A 22403-nucleotide genomic window follows, 5' to 3' on the forward strand; every position below is an offset into this window, starting at 1 on the left:
GCCTGGGTCTTTGCATGTAGCAGGTTCTTGTCGCAAAACCGCCGGACACTTTTGCGGAACCTGCTTATGTTAAGGCTCAATGGGGGTCAATCGCGCCTGCGTCATGGGACGACGCAGTCAAGGGAATTTGGACGGGTAATCTGATGACTCCTATGGAAAAGGCGGGGTGGACGCCGCTGCCGCATTCGGACGAGGATCTGGAGCGGTCGAAGAGCGTACCGGACACGCCGCAGACACGTGCCGAAACCTACCGGCTCGCCTGGAACGATCCTGACTTCATGACGCGGCGCGAGTTGCGCGCGGTCAGGCTGCAGCTCGAACTCCTGAAACCGGAAATGATCCTGGCCGAACGCGGCATTCGCTCGACGGTGATCCTGTTCGGCGGCGCGCGCCTGCCGGAACCCGGCGGCGAGGCCTGGGCAGCCAAGAACGAGACGCAGAAGAAGAACCTCGAGGAGAACAGCAAATACTACGAGGAAGCCCGCAAATTCGCCCGCCTCTGCTCGCAGCAGTCGGCTACCTCCTATTACCGCGAATATGTCGTGGTGACCGGCGGCGGGCCCGGCGTGATGGAAGCGGGAAACCGCGGCGCCGACGATGTCGGCGCGCCGTCGATCGGCCTCAACATCGTCCTGCCGCACGAGCAGGCGCCGAACATCTATGTGACGCCGGAGCTCTGCTTCAACTTCCATTATTTCGCTATCCGCAAGATGCATTTCGTCATGCGCGCCAAGGCGGTCGCGGTGTTTCCGGGCGGCTTCGGCACGATGGACGAATTCTTCGAGACGCTCACCCTGATCCAGACAGGGCGCATGGAGCGCGTGCCGGTGATCCTGTTCGGCAAATCCTTCTGGAAGCGGGCGATCGATCTCGATTTCCTCGCCGAGCAAGGCACGATCAGCCCCGGTGACCAGGACATCATCGACTTCGTCGACACCGCCGACGAAGCCTGGGAGATCATCAGCCGGTTCTACAAGTTAGGGGAGTAGGGCTGGGAGTCGGGGAATTGAAGAATTGAAGAATGAGGGGATTGCGGCTCTGCGTTCGGATCGATCCCCAATTCGTCAGTTCTTCATTTCTTCATTTCTTCAATTCCCCAATTCCCCTCCCCCCTCCTCCACAATCGCCGTCAGAAACCCCGCCAGATCGTCGGTGACGAAATCGACATCATCCTCATTGGCCGGGTCGCGCTCCCAGATCTCGGAAAAGGTCGGCTCGAAATTGCGCGGCACGATAAGCACAGTGGTCATGCCGAGCGACTTCGGCACCGAGAGGTTACGGGCAAGGTCTTCGAACATCACCGCATTGTGGCCGGTGACGGCGTGGAGTTCGGCGAACTTCTCGTAGGTCTGGCGCGCCGGCTTGGGATTGAGCCCGGCGGCGACGATGTCGAAGATGTCGTCGAAATGGTCGAGGATGCCGAGCTGGCGCGCGGTGCGCTCGGCGTGCCTGCGGTCGCCATTGGTGAAGATGAATTTGCGGCCCGGAAGCTGCCGGATGGCGGTGCCGAGAACGGGATCTGGCACCAGCCATGAATAGTCGATGTCGTGGACCTTCTCGAGGAAATCGTCGGGGTCGATGCCATGGCGTGTCATCAGACCGTTCAGTGTCGTGCCATATTCGCGGTAGAGTTCCTTCTGCAGCTTGCGCGCGTCGTCGCGCGGCAGCGCCAGAAGTTCGCCGACATAGGCGGTCATCTTGACGTCGATCTGCGAGAACAGGTTCGAATGATGCGGATAAAGCGTGTTGTCGAGGTCGAACACCCAATCGGTGACATGGGCGAAGCGGGCGGGGTCAGGGAGCGTGGTCATGCGATCCTTATGGCATGAAACGGGCCGCCTGAAAGAGACTTTATCCACAACTTCTGCTCGCTGAGGTTGCGTAAATCGCGTCACGATTAAAATTTTATGCATCCGGGAAAGGTGGCCTTCAGGGCTTGCTGGCAGAGAGGCAGTCTTGTGGGAGCAAGCGATGAACAGCATAATACTGAGATCCGCCGCCGTTGCTTTCGCCTCTGTCGCGGCCTCTCTCCTGCTGACCCTGATCATCGTTCCGGCGATGGGATTTCCGGTCAACCGCACGATCTGGCTGACCTCCACGCTCTGTCCGCTGGTGCTGGCATGGGTCGCCAGCGCAAGCACTTTCTGGCAAAGCGACAGGCTGAAAAACGCGCATCGCGACCTCGCCCGCGCCCATGCCCAGCTCGCTGCCGCGCATCGCCGCCTGGCGGAAAAGGCAAGCCGCGACGACATGACCGGCATGCTCAACCGGGAAAGCTTCTTTGCCGCGCTCGACGCTTCGCGCCGCAAGTCCGATCGCGGCGCGCTGCTGATCATCGACGCCGACCACTTCAAGAAGATCAACGATAATTTTGGCCACCTGACCGGCGATGACGCGCTGCTTCTGATCGCCAGCGCGATCCAGCGCGGCGTGCGCAGCGGCGATGTGCTCGGCCGCATCGGCGGCGAGGAGTTCGGCGCCTTCCTTATCGGCGCCACCGAGCAGGAGGCCAAGCGCGTCGCCGAGCGCATTCGCCGCGAAGTCGAGCTGATCCGCTTCCGGCCCGTCGACGAGCGGACCATTCCGCTCACGGTCAGCATCGGCGGCACCATCTGCGGCGAGGAAGCCAGTGTGTCGGAGCTGATGCGCGCCGCCGACCGGCGCCTCTACCAGGCCAAGCATCAGGGCCGAAACCTGACGATCCTAGATACGGATATCTCCGCGGCGGCGTGATCCGATCCGCCACAACCCGCCCGTTAAGGAAATTCTAACGCTGTTTGCACTCGGTTGCGCCGTTTAGCCGGGTTTTCACTGCTTTGCGGCCAGACTTGGCACGATACTGGCTTCCACGGTGATGCATGTGTCGTTCCGGGAATTGCCGTTCTGGGAACGCCATGCAGTGCCGAAGCCCAGCCGAGAGACAGCCATGAGTTTCTTCATCAAAAAAATGTCACGCCGCGCGCTCGTGCAGGCGCTGATCGCATTGCCTGCTCTGTCTTTGTTCCGCAAGCTGCCTGATGCCGATGCCGCCGGTCCAAAGCCCGACCCGAACGAGATCGTCGAGGTCAATGGCTGGATCCTGAAACGGAGCGACCTGGCATGATCTTCGACAGCTACGAGGCGTATCGCGCCGCGAATTTCAGCCCGAAGGTCTGCATCCTCGGCTCCGGTCCGGCCGGCACGACCATTGCCCGCAAGTTGGGCGCGGCCGGCATTCCGGTGGTGGTGATGGAGGCCGGTCCGCGCGAATTCAGCGACGAGTCGCAGGACTTTTACCGGGGCAGCACGGTCGGGGATTTCTATTTCGATCTCGACATAACCCGGCTGCGGTTCATGGGCGGCAGTTCCAACCACTGGGCAGGCTGGTGTCGTGTGCTCGACAAGCAGGATTTCGAGCCGAGGGCCTGGGTACCCGATACGGGCTGGCCGATCCGCCGCACCGACATCGAACCCTATCTGCCGGAAGTGCGCGACATTCTCGACCTTCCGGCCCTCCGGCCCGATATGCCGATCTCGGACGACATTCGCTGGGTGCAGCTGATCAAGAGCCCGGCCGTGCGCTTCGCCGAGAAGTTCGGCGATGAACTCGACAAAGCCACGAACATTGCGGTGGTGCTCAACACTTGTGCCACCGAACTTGCCGGCGACGGCAAACGTGTGACGGGCGCCAGACTGTGGTCGAACGGGCAGGATGCCGGCTCCTTCAGTGCCGACTATTTCATCGTCTGCACCGGCGGGCTGGAGAATTCGCGGCTGCTTCTGTGGTCGAACCAGCGCTCGAACGGCGGCGTCGTGCCGAATGCGATGGCGCTTGGCCGCTACTGGATGGAACATCCGACCTTCGAGGGCGGCAATGCCATCCTGGCCAACTACAACGCGTTCGAGGTCGATGCCGTCAACGAGGCCTTCTTCTCGCCGACACTTACCGCCATGGAGCGGCTGCAGATCATGAATTTCGGCATCCGGCTGATCGAGACGCCATATCCCGGCGTCAAGAGCCTTATCGCCGACCTCGCCTGCACGGCGCCCGACATGGCCGAGTGGATGTCCTCCAAGCTCAGCCAGAGACTGCGCTGCGCTGCCCAGCTCTATGTCGCCTGGGAACAGGCGCCGCTGGCCTCCAACCAGATCGAGCTGTCGAAGACAGATGTCGACCATGCCGGCGTGCCGCGCATCGAGCTGCACTGGAAGAAATCCGAACTGGAACATCGCACCCTTCTCGAAGGGCTCAGACTGTTCGGCAAGACGCTGATCGAGAAGGATCTCGGCCGCGTGCGCATTGCCGACTGGATCAGCAATGGTCAGGACTATCCGACCGATGACGAAACGGCGGGCCATCACCATATGGGCGGCACGCGCATGGGCACCGACATCAGCAAGAGCGTGGTCGACGCCAACTGCAAGGTGCACGGCATGGACAATCTCTATGTCGGCGGCTCCTCGGTGTTCTGCACGTCGGGTCAATGCAACCCGACGACGACAATCACCGCGCTGGCCTGCCGGCTGGGCGAGCATCTGAGCAAAGTGGTCACCGCCTGACGGCTACAGGGCAACGTGCTGCCTAGAGCGTCGCCGGGTCAAGCGCCGGCTGGTCCTTGCGGCGGGCGACGATCGCCTCGAAATCGGCGGTCCGGAAGGCATCGCGCAAGGCGTCGAAGGACGGCAGCACGAAATAGGCTCGCTGGAATTTGTCGATCTCGTAGCCGGTGCGCATCACCGTTTCCAGGTCGAAGGGCACGTGGTGGGCGTCCTTGCCTTCGACCGCGAACTGCAGCTCGGTAAACGACGACATCAGGCCGGCGCCAAAGGCCTTTAGCGGCTGGCCGGCCTCCTGCATCAGGCCGTATTCGGCCGTGTACCAGTAGAGCCGGGAAATCATCTCGTCGCCGCCCAGCGCGATGATGTTGCCGGCCTTCTCGCCATACATCTGCATGAAATCGGCGAACACCGGTTGCGACAGCGCCGGCACGTGGCCGAAGAAGTCATGGAACATGTCGGGCTCGACAATGTAGTCGAGTTCCTGCCTGGTCCGCAGCCAGTTGGTGACCGGGAAGCGGCGATCGGCGAGATGATCGAAAAACGGGGCCGCGGGAATGAGCCCCGGCACCGCGACGATCTGCCAACCGGTCAGTTTGCGCAACTTGGCGCTGACCTCGTCGAAATCGGGAATACGGTCGAGCAGGCCAAGTTTTTCGACGCCGTCGAGATAGGAATGGTGGGCGAGCTTGCGCGTCAGCTTGGTCTGGCGGTCGCACAGCGTGCGCCACACCGCCTGCTCTTCTTCGCTGTAATCGTAACCCTGCGACACGGTGAAATCGGCACGGCAGACCGAGTAGTCGCCGCGCAATCCTTGCGCCGCGCAGTCGCGGGCATATTCGGCAACGCTCATCGTCGTCATGTTTTTCTCCTCGCAAATCATGAATGGCTGAAGGCTAAGCGGATTTGCGGAGGCAAATCGGTTTTGATGATGGCTGGAGTTCAGAAATCGGGATAATATTCACTCAGAAATTCCCAACAAGGAGTGAAAATGCCTCAATTCGACGATTTCGAGATCAAGATGCTCGATGTCCTGCAGCGCGACGGGCGCAAGCCGGTTTCCGAGCTGGCGCAAGAGATCGGCCTGTCGACGACGCCGTGCGCGCGGCGCTTCGAGGCGCTGCAGGAGACCGGCATCATTGGGGGATTTGCCGCGGTGATCAGCCGTCGCGCGGTCGGCCTGATGGTCGAGGTGTTCATCCAGGTTCGCCTCGTCAGCCACAGCGACGGCTCGCCGGAAAGCTTCATCGCCGCCGTGCAGCGCATGGACGAGGTGTCCTCGTGCTGGACGATGACCGGCGACCATGACTTTCTGCTGCATGTCATGGTGCCGTCGGTCGACGAACTCAACGCCTTCGTCATGCACCGGCTGATGCGGCTCGACGGCGTGCGCGACGTCCACACGCAGTTGGTGCTGCAGAACATCAAGGGGCCGGGCCATGTGCCGCTCGGGCATCTCAGGCGATGACAATGCCTCCCTTCGCACTCCTTGGGGAAAAGCTGCACGCAAACTGCTGAAACGGGCCAAGCACGCGTCGATATCGCCGGCCAGCTTGCGCGGATCAACTGCCCAAGAGGTCCGCCATGAAAATCGTCCTGATCAATCCGCCGCACACCGCAATCGGCAGCCGCGTGCCCGACGATCACCTGCCGCCGCTCGACCTGCTGGCGATCGGCGGGCCGCTGATCGATGCCGGGCACGAAGTACGACTCGTCGACGCCGAGTTCGGGCCGATGGTTCGACTCGCGCCGACGACATCGTACGCGACGCCGACATCCTGCATCTTTACCGCGAGGCCGGCGTCATCCGCTGGCTGCTCGGCATGGAAAACACGGACGAACGGACGCTTCAACTGATCCGCAAGGGCGGCAGCACCTCATCCGACCGCGAAGCGATAAGGCTGCTGCGCCTCAACGGCATCCTGTCCATGGCAACCTGGGTGGCCGGCTTCGAGGACGAAGGATTTCGCGACCTGTGGCGCGGCTTTCGTCAACTGATCGCCTACGACCCGGACCAGATCCAGGCGCTGTATGTGACGCCGCATCGCTGGACGCCGTTCTTCCGCATCGCGCGGGATCGCAAGGTGATCCAGCAGGATGCGCGCCTGTGGGACTACAAGCACCAGGTGCTGCAGATGACGCGGCTGAAACCTTGGATGCTGTTCTTCAGCGTCAAGCTGATCGAGCTGGCGGTGCAATCACGGCCGAAGGCGCTGGCCCGCATCCTGTTCTACGAGGATCCCGAGCAGCGCCATTCGATGCGCTGGTACACACAGATGGGCCGCCGCGTCTGGTTCCGCGAGGTCTGGGGCTTTCTGGTCCGCGACATCAGGGTAAAAGACGGCCCGACGCTGGCGGAATTCTGGGGCGAGCCGCAGGACGCCGAGGAGGAATCGATGCTTACTCACCATCCACACGAAAACCACCAGAATTTCCGACGCAGCGTATGGCACGCCCAACGGGGCTGCCGGTGGAATGAGCCACCGGTCGCTCAGGGTGTATCGAGATTCAGGTCAGGACGAGCCGAAAACGGTGGATTCCGAGAGCCGGAGCGGAGCGTACTTTTGTACGTGAGCACCGGAAGCGCAGGAAGCTACCGTTTGCAGGCCGGCATCACCTGAATCTCGATACACCCTAGGGCACGATCAGCGTGCCGGCACCGTGTTCGGTGAACAGTTCCAGCAGCACCGCATGCGGCGTCTTGCCGTTGAGGATGACGACACCTTCGACGCCGCGCTCGATCGCTTCGATGCAGGTCTCGACCTTGGGGATCATGCCGCCCGACACCGTGCCGTCCTTGATCAGCGCCTTGGCCTCGGCCACGGTCAGCTCGTCGATCAGCTTCTTGTTCTTGTCGAGCACGCCCGGCACGTCCGTCAGGAACAGCAGGCGCGTCGCCTGGCAGGCGCCGGCAATGGCGCCGGCGAAGGTGTCGGCATTGATGTTGTAGGTGTGGCCGTCGCGGCCTGGCGCCACCGGCGCCAGCACCGGGATCATTTCGGAGCGTGCCAGAAGATCGAGCAAGGTTCGGTCGACCTCGACCGGCTCGCCGACGAAGCCGAGATCGAGCACGCGCTCGATGTTGGAGTCCGGATCGATCATGGTCTTGCGGGCCTTTTCGGCAAACACCATGTTGCCGTCCTTGCCGCATAGGCCGATCGCCCATTCGCCCTCGGCGTTGATCAGCGCGACGATCTCCTTGTTGATCGAACCGGCCAGCACCATTTCGACGATCTCGACCGTCTTCTGGTCGGTGACGCGCAGGCCGCCCTCGAACTTGGATTCGATGCCCATCTTGGCCAGCATGGCGCCGATCTGCGGGCCGCCGCCATGGACGACGATCGGGTTGACGCCGGATTGCTTGAGGAGCGCGATGTCGCGGGCGAAGGCCTTGCCGAGTTCGATATCGCCCATAGCGTGGCCGCCATATTTCACCACGACCGTCTTGTGCTCGTAGCGCTGCATGTAGGGCAGCGCCCGCGACAACAGGGCTGCCTGCATTTCGGCGGTGGCGGTTATTTCCGTCATCGGCTTGGTTCCCTGGAGATCGGTAAGGACGGCGGCGTCTTAGCGGGAATTGGCGCCGCCCGCAAATGGCTTTGCTGTCATATTCGAGCGCTTCACGACCTCGTCATCGTGTCGGCACCATCAGCGGCGCCCTGCGGCCCAACCAACCCGAGATCTTCTCCATCTGCGCGGCGAGCGACAAAAGCGTCTCCTCGTCGCCCGGACGGCCCGCAGCCTGGATGCCGATCGGCAGGCCGGCGTCGGTGACATGGACCGGCAGGGCTATCGACGGCTGGCCGCTGACATTCTGGATCGCAGGCCAATGGGTGAACCAGAGGCTCTTGTCCATCAACTGGCCGAAGAACGGCTTCAGCTTCAGCAAGGGCGTCAGATGAAGCTTGTCGAGCAGGTTCTCGATGAGTTCGTCGGCGCCTTTCGGATCCATGGCGCCGCAGGCAAGCGGCGGGTGGGCAATGACCGGCATCAGCACGGCGTCATACCGCGCGGTTTCCGAAATCAGGCGTCGCGAGGCGGCATGCAGCCGCTGCAGGTCGGCATAGGTTTCGCCGGCCGACACCAATTCGCCGAAGCGGGCGAGCACGCGCGTCGCCCGCTCGATGTCGCCCGAAACGGAACGGCCGACACGCAGCGCTTGCGCACGCATCGTGCCGGCGACGGCGGAGGCAACCGTCCTGCAGAAATCGGCGAAGAAATCGCGGCCGATAAAGGGTAGGTCGATCTCCTCGACCGTATGGCCGCCCTCGCGAGCAAGCGCCACCGCCGTGTCGAGCGCCTTGAGCGTCTCGTCCGAGATCGGCAGGCCAAGCGGCGATTTGCGATACACGGCCAGGCTGAGCTTGCCGGGATCGCGCGCGGCAGCGGCCGCGAACGTGCCCTTCGGCGACGGCGCGGCATAGGGCGACAGGAGGTCGGGCCCATGGGTGAGGTCGAGCAGCAGCGCGCAATCGCGCACCGAACGGGTGAGCGCATGATCGACGACCATGCCGTACCAGCTTTCGCTCACCAGGGGCGTCAGCGGGGTGCGGCCGCGCGACGTCTTCAGACCGACAAGCCCGGTGCAGGCGGCAGGCACGCGGATCGAGCCGCCGCCATCGGAGGCATGCGCCACCGGCACGACGCCGGCGGCGACCAGTGCAGCCGCACCTCCGGACGAGCCGCCGCTGGTGTGACCGGTGTTCCACGGATTGCGGGTGATGCCGAAGGCCCTGGATTCGGTCATCAATCGAAGCCCGTGCTCCGGCGATGTCGAGGTGACGATCGGGATAAGCCCGGCAGCGAGATAGCGGTCGGTCAGCACCGAATTGACATCGGCCAGCCATGCCGGAATGCGGCTGCCGCCATGCGTCGGCACGTCCTTGATGGCGATGCCGAGATCCTTGATGGCGAAGGGAACGCCGGCCAGCGGCAGCGAGCGGTCGACGGCCTTCGCACGCGCCCGCGCGGCATCGTAGAGCGGCTCGGCCGTGGCGTTGATGTCGGGCCGGGTGGCCTCGGCGCGGGCAATCGCGGCGTCGGTCAGCTCGACGGCCGAAACCTCGCCCTTGCGGACCAGATTGGCGAGGCCTGTCGCGTCTTGCGCCCACAGTGTATGTTCAACCGACATGCGCGCCCCCAGCACCGCCAGCAAGCTAGCCAGTGGCGACTTCATTGGCAATCGAGGGATAGGCCCGGGTTGGCGACACGCAAGGCTTGGGCGTGCACAAGGTTATTTCCTCCGTTGCAAATACATTGCAATCGCCTAACTTGCCGCAGATGACGCCGCAGGACATCACCAAGCTGATCGTTCGGACTTCGATGAAGGATCGGGCCGCATTCGATCTGCTTTACCGGCAGACCAGCGCGAAACTTTTTGGCGTCTGCCTTCGTGTATTGAACGACCGGGGAGATGCGGAAGAAGCGCTGCAAGAGGTCTTCGTCAAGATATGGACGAAGGCTGACCGTTTTGCTGTTTCCGATCTAAGCCCGATCTCCTGGCTGGTGGCAATCGCGCGCAATCATGCGATCGATCGCATCAGAGCGCGGCGCAAACCCGCCGCCGATATCGATGCCGCGCTCGACGTGGCCGATCCGGCGCCGGGGCCTGAAGCGATGGCGGTGGCGGGCGACGAATCCGAACGTATCCACCATTGTCTCGATGAATTGGAGAAGGACCGGGCAGCCGCCGTCCGGGGTGCCTATCTCAAGGGCGAGAGCTATGCCGAACTGGCGGAGCGCCATGGCGTGCCGCTGAACACGATGCGTACATGGCTGCGCCGCAGCCTGTTGAAACTCAGAGAATGTCTGGAAAGATGACGCTGGCAGAAGACACAGGACCGGAACGGGGAGGCGACGACCTGCTTGCCGCCGAATACGTTCTCGGCGTGCTCGATGCCGACGGACGCCAGATCGTCTCCCGCCGCATCGATGCGGATACGGTTTTCGCCCGTCTTGTCGAGGGATGGGAGGTCAATTTTTCACCGCTGGCTGCCGCCTATCTGGAGATCGAGCCGCCGGCTTCGATCAAGCCTGCGATCGATCGCCGCCTGTTCGCGTCCGCCGCTTCCGTGACCACGCCCGCCGAATCGCGCGGCGGCCTGTGGTCCAGCCTCGCCTTCTGGCGCGGACTTGCCGCAGCCGCGGTTGCGGCACTGGCGATTTACATCGCCGTGCCAGTCCTCAACCCGCCGGTCGAGCAGCCGCAGGCGCGCCTCGTCGCTTCGCTGGCCGCGGATGGCAGCGATGTCAAATATCTTGCGGTCTACGACGCCGCGCATCACGAAGTCGGCCTGTCGCATGTCTCCGGTGAGCGCGCTTCCGGCAAGGACTTCGAGCTGTGGATGATCGAGGGCAAGAACCCGCCGGTCTCGATGGGCGTCATTCCGGTCGGGTCGACGGCGCACATCGTCGTCTCGCCGGCGGCCCAGCAGAAGCTTGCCCAAGGCGCGGTGCTTGCCGTCAGCCTCGAGCCGTCAGGCGGTTCGCCGACCGGACAGCCGACCGGACCGGTGGTCGCAGCCGGCGACCTGAAGAGTATCTGACCGCTCTGCGCGCCTGAAAAATCACAACAGACTATCATAAGTCTATCTTTCGCTGAGCACGCCGATAGACAGCATGTCGGCCGGCGACCTAATGTTCGGAAAAATCCCTCTGGCGCCATGGATAAAATCAAAATCACAATATTTCTGAAACTCGGGCGATTTTGTTCCGTATCTCCTCGCGTCCCCAAAGATGGGAAGAGAAAAACCCGAGGAGTTTGACATCATGCGTAGATACGCCACCCTTTTGCTCGCCGGCACGATCGCCGTTTCCGCTCTTGCCACCGCCGCCTATGCCGAAAACCCGATGGTTGGCGGCGCCGCGATGTTTGCCGACAAGAACATCGTCGAGAACGCCGTGAACTCGAAGGATCACACCACGCTGGTCGCCGCCGTGAAGGCCGCCGGCCTTGTCGAGACGCTGCAGGGCGCCGGTCCGTTCACCGTGTTCGCGCCGACCAACGAGGCCTTCGCAGCCCTTCCGGCCGGCACGGTCGAGACGCTGCTCAAGCCCGAAAACAAGGACAAGCTCACCAAGATCCTGACTTGCCATGTCATCGGCGCCAAGGCGATGGGAGCGGATGTGGCCGCGATGGCCAAGGCTGACGGCGGCACCCACAAGGTCAAGACGGTCGGCGGCTGCGAGCTTTCGCTCAAGGCCGACGGCGGCAAGGTCACGGTCACCGACGAGAACGGCAATGTCGCCAATGTGACGATCGCCGATGTCGAACAGTCCAATGGCGTCATCCACGTCATCGACAAGGTTCTGCTCCCTAAAATGTAAAAAGGGGGGCCAAGATGTAACAAGGGGCTTGCTGCCGGCGAACTGACGGCAAGGACCCTCCGTCGATTGCATGATCCCGCTCCCGTGATCCGCAATTGACCCGCGCACTCCGCGTCGTCCACGTGCAGATGTGGGACGGCGCGGAGTGTTCGTTCGGGGGTCACCGTCACCGGGTTTTGATTTCCGCGCGGCGGTATAGTTTGGCAAGAGGACATCAGGAGGAACTGGTCATGAACCGTCGCGATTTTCTTTTGAGCGGTGCCGCCGCCATCGGCGTGATCGGGGCCGCGGCAACGATACTGCGCATGGGCGATCCGCAGGCAGCACAAGCGGCCGAGACGTTCGAGATCGCCAAGACCGACGCCGAGTGGAAAGCCATCCTGTCGCCGGCCGCTTTCGACGTGCTGCGCAAGGAAGGCACTGAGTATCCCGGCACCAGCCCGCTGCTCAACGAACATCGCAAGGGCATTTTCGCCTGTGCCGGCTGCGACCTGCCGGTCTATTCGTCCGAGACGAAATTCGATTCCGGCACCGGCTGGCCCAGCTTCTGGCAAGAGATCCCCAAGGCGATCGGCACGACCGTGGACCGGTCGCTCGGCATGACGCGCACAGAGGCACATTGCCGCCGCTGCGGCGGCCATCTCGGTCACGTCTTCGACGACGGCCCGGCGCCGACCGGCCTGCGCCACTGCATCAACGGCGTGGCACTGACCTTCAAACCCGCCACGGCTTGAGACCATAAACTGGAATGCAAAAAACTCCGGGCTTGCGGCCCGGAGTTTTTTGCGCGGTCAGAGCTTTTCGGGCTTGGACTGGAGGAGCTTCCCGAAACAGCTGCCGCTTACGGATCTCTTGTTTAATGCCCGCCGCCACCACCACCGGCCGCGGCCGGCTTGCGGATCAGCATGGTGAACAGGCCAAGCGTCGCAAACAGCACCGTCAGCATGAAGAACACGTCCATGAAGGACAGCAACGCCGCCTGCTGCTGCACCATGCCAGACAGCTTGGAGATCGCAGCGCTTGTCGCGTCGAGGCCGGGGGTCTGCTCGAAATTGAGCGTCATGTTCTGCAGCTTGGTCTGCGCGGCTTCACTGCCCCACTGCACATGCTCGGAGAGCCTTGCGTAGTGGAAGGCATTGCGGTCGATCAGCACGGTGTTGATCAGGGCGAGGCCGACGGCACCGCCAAGGTTGCGGGTGAGGTTGAACAGGCCGGACGCATTCTTCAGCCGCTCGGGCGGCAGCGTGCCGAGCGCGATGTTGTTGATCGGAACCATGCACAGCATCATCGAACAGCCGCGCAGGATCTGCGGGATGAGCAGCTCGTAGAAATCCCAGTCGGCGGTCAGATGCGTCATCCACCAGGTGCCGGTGGCGAAACCGAAGAAGCCGACCATCATCATCAGGCGCGGGTCCATCTTGTTCGACAGGATGCCCGAAATCGGCGCAGTGAAGAACATGGCCAGGCCGCTGACGAACAGCGCCTCGCCGATCATCATCGAATCGTAGCCGCGGATGCGCCCGAGGAACACCGGATAGAGATAGGTCAGGCCGTAGAGGCCGATGCCGATGACGAAGGAAAACAGCGAGCCGAAGGCAAAGTTGATGTTGGTGAAGGCCTTCAGGTCGACGATCGGCTCCTCGGCGGTGAACACGCGCCAGAAGAACAGCACCGCGCCGATGGTCATGACGATGGCGCAGATGAAGACGCCCTGGTCCTGCAGCCAGTCATTGTTGGGGCCTTCCTCCAGCACATATTCCATGCAGCCCAGGAAAGCCGCCATGCCGGCGAGGCCCCACCAGTCGAACTTGCTGAACAGCTTGAGGTTGGGCTTGTCGAAGTCGATCAGCGTCCAGGCCGCCGTTGTCACCAGGATGCCGGGCACGACATTGACCAGGAACAGCCAATGCCACGACATGGCATGGCTGATATAGCCGCCGACGGTCGGGCCGATGGTCGGCGCCAGCGTCGCCACCAGGCCGATCATAGGCGAGACGACGGCGCGGCGCGAGGGCGGGAAGATGGTGAAGGCAGCGGCAAAGACGCTCGGTATCATGCCGCCGCCGATGAAGCCCTGGACGGCGCGGTAGACGATCATCTGGTCGATGTTGGTGGCGGTCGCCGCCAGCGCACTGGCCGCGGTGAAGCCTGCCGCCGAGATCGTGAACAGCACGCGCGTCGACAGCATCCGGCTGAGGAAGCCCGACAGCGGGATCATCACCACTTCGGCGATCAGATAGGCGGTCTGCACCCACGGGATTTCGTCGGAGCTGGCGCTCAGGCCGGCCTGTATCTCGGCCAGCGAGGCGGAGACGATCTGGATGTCCAGGATGGCCATGAACATGCCGAACACCATCGCCAGGAAGGCGATGACGCGCCGCGTCGAGATGGTGTCAGGCACAGCCGGCCTCGCCGGCGGTGCTCCTGCTGTCAGGGTTGCGGTTGCCATGGCATTGCTCCCGGCCGCCGCTCAGTTCGCGGCCACTGAGCCCGACCCGGATGGGGCGGTGCGGCTGTCGACGGCGACGATGACGCTCAGGCCGGCGCGCAGCTTGCCGCTCTTCAGCACATCTGCCGGCACATCGATGCGGACCGGAACGCGCTGCACGACCTTGGTGAAGTTGCCGGTAGCATTTTCGGGCGGCAGCAGCGAGAACACGGCACCCGAAGCCGGCGCCAGCGACGAGACGGTTCCCTCGAAGTCCTGGCCGTCGGTCGCATCGACCGAGATCTTGACCTTCTCGCCGGGAACCAGCCGGGCAAGCTGCGTCTCCTTGAAGTTGGCGATGATGTAGAGCTTGTCCATCGGCACGATGACGGCGAGCTTCTGGCCGGGGCTGACGAGGTCGCCCTGTTCGACCGAGCGGTTGCCGACGATACCGTCATAAGGCGCCTTGAGCACGGTGAAGGAAAGATCGCGCAGCGCCTTGTCATGGCTGAGCTGCAGGGACGCCAGCGTGCTCGCCGATTCCGCGCGTTGCGCCTGCAGCACGCCGATATTGGCCTGCGCGGCGGCAATCTGTGCGTCGGCGCCGACAAGGGCGGCATCGGCCTGCTGGACCGCGGTCTGGGCGTCGTCCAGCTGCGCCTGCGTGCCGACATGCGTCTTGAGCAGCTGCGAGGCGCGCGCCTCGACCTTGGCTGCATTGTCGGCCGCGGCCTGGTCGGCGACCTTCTGCGCCTGGGCCTGCTGCAGCGAGGCGCGGGCTGCGTCGGTCTGGGCGTCGATACGGTCGAGCGTCTTGCTCAAGGTGGCGATCTGCGCCTCGGCCTGGGCCACGGCAATCTTGTAATCGCCGTCATCGACGACGAGCAGCGGATCGCCGGCCTTGACCGACTGGTTCTCGCTGACCTTGACCTGATCGACATAGCCGGAAATCTTGGGCGAGATGAACGCCATGTCGGCCTGGACATAGGCGTCGTCCGTCGAGATCATGAAGCGGCCCGTGGTCCAGTAATCGTAACCATACCAGGCGCCGGCGCCCAGCAAGGCAACGCCGATAATCGGCAGCAGAAAGGAGCGCACCGAGCGCTTCTTCTTGACCGGAGCCTCTGCCGGCGGCGACGAGACGGGCTGGACAGGCATATCCGGCGCTTCCGTCGCGGGCGCGACCTTGGCGTTTGGGAAGGGACGGACTTCAGCTGTGGTCGGCGCGTTCGAGGACATGACATCTCTCTAAAGTTATAATATGATACTGAACCGTTCGGTTCGATCCGGCCGTTGACATAGCGCGTAAAGAGGACCATATCAAGGGCAATCGAACCGCTTGGTTCGAATTATTTCCGAGGTGTGACTTTCATGGCCGAGACTCCGCCCAATGTAGAAAACGAGTCGTGCGACGACCTGTTGGAAAGCTTGCGCCGTGGCCGCCCGGCCGCGGGGCAGGATCCGGTCAAGCGCAGCCAGATCATCGACGGCGCCCGTCGTGTCTTCATCGACAAGGGCTTCGAAGCCGCCTCGATGAACGACATCACCCGCGAGGCCGGTGTCTCCAAGGGTACGATCTACGTCTACTTCGCCAACAAGGAAGAGCTGTTCGAAGCGCTGATCGAGGAAGAGCGCGGCACCATCTTCAAGAACATGTATGACGTGCTGGACAAATCCGACAACCTGCGCGAGACGCTGGTGAAGTTCGGCAAGGTGCTGGCCCTCAAGATCACGTCGGCCAAGGTGATCCAGGCGCAGCGCACGGTGATCGGCGCATCCGACCGGATACCCGACATGGGCGCGCGGTTTTACGAACGCGGTCCCAAGCGTGGCCACGACAAGGTCGCGGCGTTTCTCAATGCCGCCATCGAGCGCGACCTGCTGCGCATCGACGACGTCGATCTTGCCGCCTATCAGTTCACCGAACTGTGCCTGGCCGGTCTGTTCCGCCAGTGCATCTTCGCCTATCGCACGAAAGCCCCGACCCAGGACGAGATCGACCGCATCGTCAGGTCAGGCGTCAGCATGTTCCTGAAGGCATACGGCACCGAAAGGCTTGTGGCGGAAGAAGGCCATCAGACGATTGCTGTCGAGGCCAAGCCCTAGGCCATGCTCTGCCCTAGCTAGACCGTGCTCTAAGGTGTGGATGCTTTAGCCGCCATTCGCCGCGAGCACGATCGCGGCCTGCAATTCCTGAAGGCCCTCGGCCTTTTCAGAAGAGGTGGCCAGCACGAATGGGAACGCCGCCGGCCGCTTCTTGATCTTTGCCAGCGTCTCCTCGATCAGCCGCGGCACGCCGGCGGTCTTGATCTTGTCGGTCTTGGTCAGCACGATCTGGTAGGACACCGCCGCCTTGTCGAGCAACGACAGCACTTCATCGTCCTTGGCCTTGATGCCGTGGCGGGCGTCGATCAGCACATAGACACGCTTCAGCGTGACGCGGCCCTTGAGATAGTCGAAGACCAGCTTGGTCCACTCGTCGACTTTCTCCTTCGGCGCGGTGGCGTAGCCGTAGCCCGGCATGTCGACCAGCGCCAAGGGCGGCAGGTCGGCGCCCTCACCCGAAAATCCGTCCGGCACGAAATAGTTGAGCTCCTGCGTGCGCCCCGGCGTGTTGGAGGTGCGCGCCAGCCCCTTCTGGTTGACCAGCGCGTTGATCAGCGACGACTTGCCGACATTCGAGCGGCCGGCAAAGGCGATTTCCGGCGGCCCTTCCGGCGGCAGGAATTTCATGGCCGGCACGCCGCGGATGAAGATCCACCCGCGCGTGAACAGTTCGGTGCCGATTATGCTGCTGTTCAGAGCGTTCAAGCTGCTGCCTCCAGAAGAGAGATATTGGCACCCCGGATAGCATCGAGGTTGCGGCTGACCTTGTCCACCGGCCAGTCCCACCACGCCACCGCCAGCAGCCGCCTGATTGTCCGGTCGTCGAAACGCATCTTTACCACCTTGGCCGCGTTGCCGGCGACAATCGCATAGGGCGGCACGTCATGTGTCACCACCGACTTCGCAGCGATGATGGCGCCGTGGCCGATTTCCACGCCGGGCAGGATCACCGCCTCCATGCCGATCCAGACGTCGTTGCCCACGATTGTGTCGCCGCGCACTTCCCTGGACCATGTCGCCGGGTCAAAGCCCTTTTCCCAACCATGGCCGAAAATATTGAACGGGTAGGTCGAAAAGCCGGACATGGCGTGGTTGGCGCCGTTCATGACGAAGCGCGCGCCCTCGGCGATGGCGCAGAACCTGCCGATGATCAGCTTGTCGCCTATGAACGGATAATGATGCAGGACGCATTTCTCGGCGAATTTGTCCGGCCCGTCCGGATCGTCATAGTAGGTGAAGTCGCCGATCTCGATGTTCGGCGCGTTCACCAGCCCCTTGAGGAAGCCGACGCGGGTATGCATCGGGATCGGGTGCTTGATGTCTGGGTTGGGTCCGTCCATGTCGAAATCCGTCAGAGAAATGGCCGCCAGGCGCATCCGAAACTCGAACGCGCCCGTTCAAAATAGCGTGATCCGCCCTATAGCACCAATCGGGCGACGAGCGAGCTTTCCTTGACGGCCTTGCTCATTTGCTGCCGCGGCAAATCACGATCGGATCAGACAGCGCACTGTCGAAATCGCTGCCCTGATAGACGGCGACATTCGCGGCGCCGGGCGGCAGCATGAAGCTGCCTTCGAGGATTTTCTGTTCGCCGGCCGGCATGTGGAGAGCCCAGCTATAGGTGCAAAACCGAGGCGACGCCTGGGGTTCGACGTGGCTGCAGTTCAATTGCGCGCCACCCAGCATGGCGGCGCCGCCGCAGCTGACGGCGTCCTTTGCGAGCGCAATGCCGGCCATCCCGCAATGGCCGCCACGGTCGCGATCTTCAGCCAATTCATCCTCGTATCCTCGCCCCGGCAACGGCCTGCTACCTGAGCCTTTTTGTGGGTCGCAGCCCATATGTCATTTTTCCAGGCGGGCTTAATCCGTCTTGCGCACCGCGTCCAGCGGGATTATGTGCATGATGATAATAAGCATGCTCACTAAAAAGTCTCGCCGAACAACCCCAGTACCTCCCATGCCATCGTCACCCAACATCAGCTTCGTGCTGCACGATGTCGCGCGCCTGCTTCGAAAGCGGTTCGAGCAGAGGTCGCGGGCATCGGGGCTGGCCCGCGCCCAGTGGCAGGTGCTGGCCTATCTCTGCCTGCATGAAGGCATCCACCAGAGCAAGCTGGCCGATCTTATCGAGATCACGCCGATCACGCTCGCCCGGCTGCTCGACAAGATGGAGGCAAGCGGCTTCATCGAGCGCCGGCCCAATCCCGCTGACCCCCGGGCATGGCTGCTCTACCTGAAGCCGCATGCCCATCCGCTCATCGAAATCATGCGCAGCAATGGGCAGAAGACGCGTGACGAGGCCTTCGTCGGCCTTCCCACGGATGCGCAACCGCATCTGCTGCAAACCCCATCCCTCATCAAATCCAATCTGCTCGCGGCTTGCGCCCAACCTGCCGCCGACCGGGAGAAAACACATGGCTGAATCAACCTCACCAAAGAAGCCTGTCGAAGAAGACGGATCCGCCGCCGACCGGGCGCGCGACCAGGTCATCCGACTGGACAGCGAACGCGAGCAAAGGCGAGCCAGCACCGTCATCGACAATGGCGAGCTCGAAGCACCGGTCGCCCTGGAGCCGGCGGCGCTCGAGGCTCCGTCCAAGGAGCCACGCCAGGCCGGGGTTGCGGAGGCGCCTCCGGCGCCGGTCAAGCCCAAGCGCGGCCGGGCACGGCCGATCCTGTTTGCCCTGCTTCCGGTCGCGCTGGTCGTCGGCGGCTATTACTACGTCATCGGCGGTCAGGTCATGACATCCGACAATGCCTACATCCAGGCGCAGTCGCTCGGCGTTTCCACCGATGTCTCCGGCACTGTGTCCGAGATCGACGTGCACGAGAACGAGGCGGTGAAGAAGGACCAGGTGCTTTTCCGGCTGCGGCCGGCCTCTTTCGAAACTGCTCTTGCCGCCGCCCAGGCGCAGCTCGGCACGGTGCGCAATCAGGTGCTGACCCTGCAGGCGAGCTACCAGCAGTCGCAGGCGCTGATCGAGGAGGCGCAGGCCGACATTCCCTATTATGAGGCCGCTTTCCAGCGCCAGCAGGATCTGCTCAAGACCTCCACCTCTTCCAAGGCGACCTTCGACAGCGCCCAGCACGACCTCGTCGCCGCCCGCCAGAAAGTGTCCGTTGCCCAAGCGCAGGCACAGGCGACGCTTGCCCAGCTCGGCGGCGACGCCAGCCAGCCGCTGGAGAAGAACCCGTTCTACCTTCAGGCGCAGTCGGCGGTCGACGACGCCCAGCGCAACCTTACCGATTCCATCGTCAAGGCGCCGTTCGACGGCATCGTCACCAATGTCGACGCGCTTCAGGTCGGCAAGTACCTGCCGGCTTCGCAGCCGGCGTTCAGCCTGATTTCGGCGACCGATCTGTGGATCGCTGCGGAGCCGAAGGAAACCGAACTGACCTATGTGCGGCCGGGACAGACAGCGACGATCAGCGTCGACAGCTACCCCGGTGCCGTCTGGCACGGCACGGTCGCCTCGATCAGCCCGGCGTCATCGTCGAGCTTCTCGCTGCTTCCGGCGCAGAACACCACCGGCAACTGGGTCAAGGTCGTGCAGCGCATTCCGATGCGCGTGACGGTGGACGATCTCCAGGGCAAGCCGCCACTGCGTGGCGGGATGAGCGTCGTGGTCGGCATCGATACCGGCCATGCGCGCGGCCTGCCGGACTTCGTGACGGACGTCCTCGGCCGGTTCGGACAAAAGTCATGACCGGCGCGTCCGCGACAGGTGGCGTGGTCGCCAATCGCGGCGCCATCACCGCCTGCGTGATCCTGGCCGTGATCATGCAGGCGCTGGACACGACCATCGCCAATGTGGCGCTGCCCTATATCCAGGGCAGCGTTTCGGCGAGCGCCGACCAGATAAACTGGGTGCTGACGTCCTACATCGTGGCGGCCGCCGTCATGACGCCGCCTTCGGGCTATCTTGCCAACCGTTTCGGCCGCAAGCGCATCCTTTTGATATCCATCACCGGCTTCGTCGTCGCGTCGGTACTGTGCGGCTTTGCGCAGTCGCTGCCGCAGATCGTCGGATTCCGCCTGTTGCAAGGCCTGTTCGGCGCGGCCCTGGTGCCGCTGGCGCAGAGCATCCTGCTCGACATCTACAGCGTCGAGGAGCGCGGCTCGGCGATGGCGCTGTTCGGCGTTTCAGTGATGGTCGGACCGGTGCTCGGACCGGTCATCGGCGGCTGGCTGACCGAGAATGTCAGCTGGCGCTGGGTGTTCTACATCAACGTCCCGATCGGCGCCCTGGCCTTCGCCGGCGTGTCGATGTTCGTCCAGGAAGCCAAGACGGACCTCAAGGCGAGGCTGGACTGGCTGGGCTTCGGCATGCTCAGCGTCACCATCGCATCGCTGCAGATGTTCCTCGATCGCGGCGAGCAGCTCAACTGGTTCTCATCGTCCGAAATCATCGTCGAGGCACTGATCTGCGCGTCGGCCTTCTACATCTTCCTCGTCCACACTTTCACCGCCCGCAACACGTTCGTGAATCCGAGGCTTTTCCTCGACCGCAACTTTGCCGTCGGCATGATCTTCATCTTCATCATCGGCATCACCTATCTGGCCTCGCTGGCCCTGATGACGCCCTATCTGCAGACGCTGATGGGCTATCCGGTGGTGACGGCCGGCATCGTCATGGGGCCGCGCGGTCTTGGCACCATGGCTTGCATGTTCCTGGTCGGCAGGCTGATCGGCAAGGTGGACACGCGCTGGCTGCTTCTAACCGGCCTGCTGGTCACCGCCTGGGCGATGTATGACATGACCGGCTGGACGCCTGATGTCTCGCAATGGACGATCATCAGCACCGGCTTCATCCAGGGCGGGGGCCTGGGCTTCCTGTTCGTGCCGCTGACCACCATCACCTTCGCCACGCTGGCGCCGGAGCGGCGCGCGGAAGGTACAGGCCTTTACAATCTGTCGCGAAACATCGGCTCCAGCGTCGGCATATCCGTCGTCACCGCGCTGTTGACGCAGAACGTGCAGATCAACCACGCCAACATCGCCACCTATGTGACGCCTTACAACCAGGCGTTCGGCAATCCGGTGATCTTCCAGGCGATGAACCCATACAGCGCCGCCGGCCGGGCCGCGCTCGACGGCGTGGTGACGCTGCAGGCGACAATCATCAGCTACATGAACGACTTCAAGTTGATGATGATCCTGTCGCTGGCCGCCATCCCGCTGGTTCTGTTGCTGCGCAAGCCGGCGGCTCCGGCCAAGATCGACCACAGCGCCGTGATGGAGTGACGACGGTCGAGGCTCATCTGGCAGGACAAGCAACAGCCAAAAAGAAACGGGGGTCCTGTGAGGGACTACAGGACCCCGGCGGATGCCGATACGACTTCCCAAGAAACATGGCACCTCGTCACGAAGTGGGGACGGCAGACCCGAGAAAGCCCCAACGGATCTGCCTTGATCCCCTTCGCCGGAAGCCGTTACTTCGGCAACAGCACCTTGTTGACGACGTGGATGACGCCGTTCGACTGGTTGACGTCGGCGATCATCACTCGCGCTTCGCCGCCTGACTCATCCATGATGTAGAGCTTGCCCTTCTTGACTTCGGCGGTCAGCGTGTCACCGGAGACGGTCTTCATCTCGTACTTGCCGCCCATCGCCTTGGCCTTCTTCATCATCTCGGCGCCCGAAATCTTGCCGGCCACGACATGCGCGGTCAGCACCTTGGTGAGCTTGTCCTTGTTCTCCGGCTTCAGCAGCGTGTCGACGGTGCCTTTGGGCAATTTCGCAAACGCTGCATTGGTCGGGGCAAAGACTGTGAACGGGCCGGCGCCCTGCAGCGTGTCGACCAGGCCGGCGGCCTTGACCGCGGCGACCAGCGTCGTGTGGTCCTTCGAATTGACGGCGTTCTCGACGATGTTCTTGGTGGTGTACATCGGCGCGCCGCCGACATTCGGGTTTTTGGCATAGGCAGGCGCGGCAATCGCCACGCTGGCGACGAGCGCGGAAAGGGCGATGGTCCTGAATGACGGCAAGCGCATGTGGTCTTCCTCC

23 protein-coding genes and 1 pseudogene are annotated in these 22403 nt (G+C 63.0%); 14 read left to right on the plus strand and 10 right to left on the minus strand.

Annotated features, from left to right (window positions below; translation table 11 throughout):
* The first annotated feature begins 143 nt into the window (after nt 1-143).
* On the plus strand, nt 144-989 hold the full coding sequence (locus tag EOA16_RS24675) for an LOG family protein (RefSeq protein ID WP_127260529.1): 846 nt from the start codon (nt 144-146) through the stop codon (nt 987-989).
* Nucleotides 990-1088: 99 nt separating this feature from the next.
* Here EOA16_RS24675 and EOA16_RS24680 read toward each other — a convergent pair whose 3' ends face one another.
* Nucleotides 1089-1811 carry a pyrimidine 5'-nucleotidase gene (locus tag EOA16_RS24680; RefSeq protein ID WP_127260530.1) on the minus strand — a complete coding sequence of 241 codons (723 nt, stop codon included), beginning with the start codon at nt 1809-1811 and terminating at the stop codon, nt 1089-1091.
* A gap of 160 nt (nt 1812-1971) precedes the next feature.
* Between EOA16_RS24680 and EOA16_RS24685 the strand changes: the two genes are divergently transcribed.
* The 3 genes from EOA16_RS24685 (at nt 1972) to EOA16_RS24695 (ending at nt 4539) form a co-directional block, all read left to right on the plus strand.
* The gene (locus EOA16_RS24685) at nt 1972-2733 is read left to right on the plus strand and encodes a GGDEF domain-containing protein (protein ID WP_127260531.1); all 762 of its coding nucleotides are present in this window, start codon (nt 1972-1974) and stop codon (nt 2731-2733) included.
* 193 nt (nt 2734-2926) lie between these two features.
* Nucleotides 2927-3103: a hypothetical protein gene (locus EOA16_RS24690; RefSeq protein WP_127260532.1), complete on the plus strand. Its 177-nt coding sequence runs from the start codon at nt 2927-2929 to the stop codon at nt 3101-3103.
* A complete protein-coding gene (locus EOA16_RS24695; protein WP_127260533.1) occupies nt 3100-4539 on the plus strand; it encodes a GMC family oxidoreductase in 1440 nt (479 codons plus the stop codon). Before EOA16_RS24690 ends, EOA16_RS24695 begins: the two co-directional genes overlap by 4 nt.
* A gap of 22 nt (nt 4540-4561) precedes the next feature.
* Here EOA16_RS24695 and phhA read toward each other — a convergent pair whose 3' ends face one another.
* Complete coding sequence (gene phhA / locus EOA16_RS24700) at nt 4562-5398, minus strand: phenylalanine 4-monooxygenase (RefSeq protein WP_127260534.1); 837 nt, start codon at nt 5396-5398, stop codon at nt 4562-4564.
* Between the two features lie 129 nt (nt 5399-5527).
* On the opposite strand from phhA, the gene EOA16_RS24705 reads away from it, so the two are divergent.
* Both EOA16_RS24705 and EOA16_RS24710 read left to right on the plus strand, forming a co-directional pair.
* The gene (locus tag EOA16_RS24705) at nt 5528-6004 is read left to right on the plus strand and encodes an Lrp/AsnC family transcriptional regulator (protein WP_127260535.1); all 477 of its coding nucleotides are present in this window, start codon (nt 5528-5530) and stop codon (nt 6002-6004) included.
* Nucleotides 6005-6272: 268 nt separating this feature from the next.
* Nucleotides 6273-6938: pseudogene (locus EOA16_RS24710) on the plus strand (magnesium-protoporphyrin IX monomethyl ester cyclase); the annotation flags it as partial.
* Between the two features lie 232 nt (nt 6939-7170).
* On the opposite strand, the gene argB reads toward EOA16_RS24710, so the two are convergent.
* Nucleotides 7171-8064, minus strand: coding sequence for an acetylglutamate kinase (gene argB, locus EOA16_RS24715; RefSeq protein WP_013528489.1), 894 nt, complete (start codon nt 8062-8064; stop codon nt 7171-7173).
* Between the two features lie 103 nt (nt 8065-8167).
* Nucleotides 8168-9667 carry an amidase gene (locus EOA16_RS24720; RefSeq protein ID WP_127260536.1) on the minus strand — a complete coding sequence of 500 codons (1500 nt, stop codon included), beginning with the start codon at nt 9665-9667 and terminating at the stop codon, nt 8168-8170.
* Nucleotides 9668-9816: 149 nt separating this feature from the next.
* Between EOA16_RS24720 and EOA16_RS24725 the strand changes: the two genes are divergently transcribed.
* From EOA16_RS24725 to msrB, 4 genes are all read left to right on the plus strand, one after another.
* Nucleotides 9817-10356: a sigma-70 family RNA polymerase sigma factor gene (locus EOA16_RS24725; protein WP_013528490.1), complete on the plus strand. Its 540-nt coding sequence runs from the start codon at nt 9817-9819 to the stop codon at nt 10354-10356.
* A complete protein-coding gene (locus tag EOA16_RS24730; RefSeq protein ID WP_127260537.1) occupies nt 10353-11081 on the plus strand; it encodes an anti-sigma factor in 729 nt (242 codons plus the stop codon). Before EOA16_RS24725 ends, EOA16_RS24730 begins: the two co-directional genes overlap by 4 nt.
* A gap of 223 nt (nt 11082-11304) precedes the next feature.
* Nucleotides 11305-11862, plus strand: coding sequence for a fasciclin domain-containing protein (locus EOA16_RS24735; RefSeq protein WP_127260538.1), 558 nt, complete (start codon nt 11305-11307; stop codon nt 11860-11862).
* Nucleotides 11863-12092: 230 nt separating this feature from the next.
* Nucleotides 12093-12596 (plus strand): peptide-methionine (R)-S-oxide reductase MsrB, encoded by a 504-nt coding sequence (gene msrB, locus EOA16_RS24740; RefSeq protein WP_127260539.1) that lies wholly within the window; start codon nt 12093-12095, stop codon nt 12594-12596.
* 122 nt (nt 12597-12718) lie between these two features.
* Here msrB and EOA16_RS24745 read toward each other — a convergent pair whose 3' ends face one another.
* Both EOA16_RS24745 and EOA16_RS24750 read right to left on the minus strand, forming a co-directional pair.
* On the minus strand, nt 12719-14311 hold the full coding sequence (locus EOA16_RS24745) for a DHA2 family efflux MFS transporter permease subunit (protein ID WP_127260540.1): 1593 nt from the start codon (nt 14309-14311) through the stop codon (nt 12719-12721).
* A 21-nt stretch (nt 14312-14332) separates the two neighbouring features.
* Nucleotides 14333-15529 (minus strand): HlyD family secretion protein, encoded by a 1197-nt coding sequence (locus tag EOA16_RS24750; RefSeq protein ID WP_127260541.1) that lies wholly within the window; start codon nt 15527-15529, stop codon nt 14333-14335.
* A gap of 132 nt (nt 15530-15661) precedes the next feature.
* Here EOA16_RS24750 and EOA16_RS24755 point away from each other — a divergent pair, with 132 nt between their 5' ends.
* Nucleotides 15662-16396: a TetR/AcrR family transcriptional regulator gene (locus tag EOA16_RS24755; protein ID WP_127260542.1), complete on the plus strand. Its 735-nt coding sequence runs from the start codon at nt 15662-15664 to the stop codon at nt 16394-16396.
* Between the two features lie 45 nt (nt 16397-16441).
* Here the strand turns inward: EOA16_RS24755 and yihA are convergent, their stop codons facing one another.
* The 3 genes from yihA to EOA16_RS24770 form a co-directional block, all read right to left on the minus strand.
* Nucleotides 16442-17101 carry a ribosome biogenesis GTP-binding protein YihA/YsxC gene (gene yihA, locus EOA16_RS24760; protein ID WP_024502094.1) on the minus strand — a complete coding sequence of 220 codons (660 nt, stop codon included), beginning with the start codon at nt 17099-17101 and terminating at the stop codon, nt 16442-16444.
* On the minus strand, nt 17098-17736 hold the full coding sequence (locus EOA16_RS24765; protein ID WP_164754377.1) for a CatB-related O-acetyltransferase: 639 nt from the start codon (nt 17734-17736) through the stop codon (nt 17098-17100). The genes yihA and EOA16_RS24765 overlap by 4 nt, the downstream gene beginning before the upstream one ends.
* Before the next feature lie 124 nt (nt 17737-17860).
* On the minus strand, nt 17861-18235 hold the full coding sequence (locus EOA16_RS24770) for a hypothetical protein (RefSeq protein ID WP_245456015.1): 375 nt from the start codon (nt 18233-18235) through the stop codon (nt 17861-17863).
* A gap of 118 nt (nt 18236-18353) precedes the next feature.
* Between EOA16_RS24770 and EOA16_RS24775 the strand changes: the two genes are divergently transcribed.
* The 3 genes from EOA16_RS24775 to EOA16_RS24785 are packed head-to-tail and all read left to right on the plus strand — an operon-like array spanning nt 18354 to nt 21641.
* Nucleotides 18354-18818 carry a MarR family winged helix-turn-helix transcriptional regulator gene (locus EOA16_RS24775; RefSeq protein ID WP_127260544.1) on the plus strand — a complete coding sequence of 155 codons (465 nt, stop codon included), beginning with the start codon at nt 18354-18356 and terminating at the stop codon, nt 18816-18818.
* Entirely contained in the window at nt 18811-20103 is a 1293-nt protein-coding gene (locus tag EOA16_RS24780) for an HlyD family secretion protein (protein WP_127260545.1), read from the plus strand. The genes EOA16_RS24775 and EOA16_RS24780 overlap by 8 nt, the downstream gene beginning before the upstream one ends.
* The gene (locus EOA16_RS24785; RefSeq protein ID WP_127260546.1) at nt 20100-21641 is read left to right on the plus strand and encodes a DHA2 family efflux MFS transporter permease subunit; all 1542 of its coding nucleotides are present in this window, start codon (nt 20100-20102) and stop codon (nt 21639-21641) included. Before EOA16_RS24780 ends, EOA16_RS24785 begins: the two co-directional genes overlap by 4 nt.
* A gap of 188 nt (nt 21642-21829) precedes the next feature.
* On the opposite strand, the gene EOA16_RS24790 is transcribed toward EOA16_RS24785, so the two are convergent.
* A complete protein-coding gene (locus EOA16_RS24790; RefSeq protein WP_127260547.1) occupies nt 21830-22390 on the minus strand; it encodes a fasciclin domain-containing protein in 561 nt (186 codons plus the stop codon).
* Between the last annotated feature and the right edge of the window lie 13 nt (nt 22391-22403).

The organism is Mesorhizobium sp. M7A.F.Ca.US.008.03.1.1, assembly GCF_003997495.1.
Lineage (GTDB): Bacteria > Pseudomonadota > Alphaproteobacteria > Rhizobiales > Rhizobiaceae > Mesorhizobium.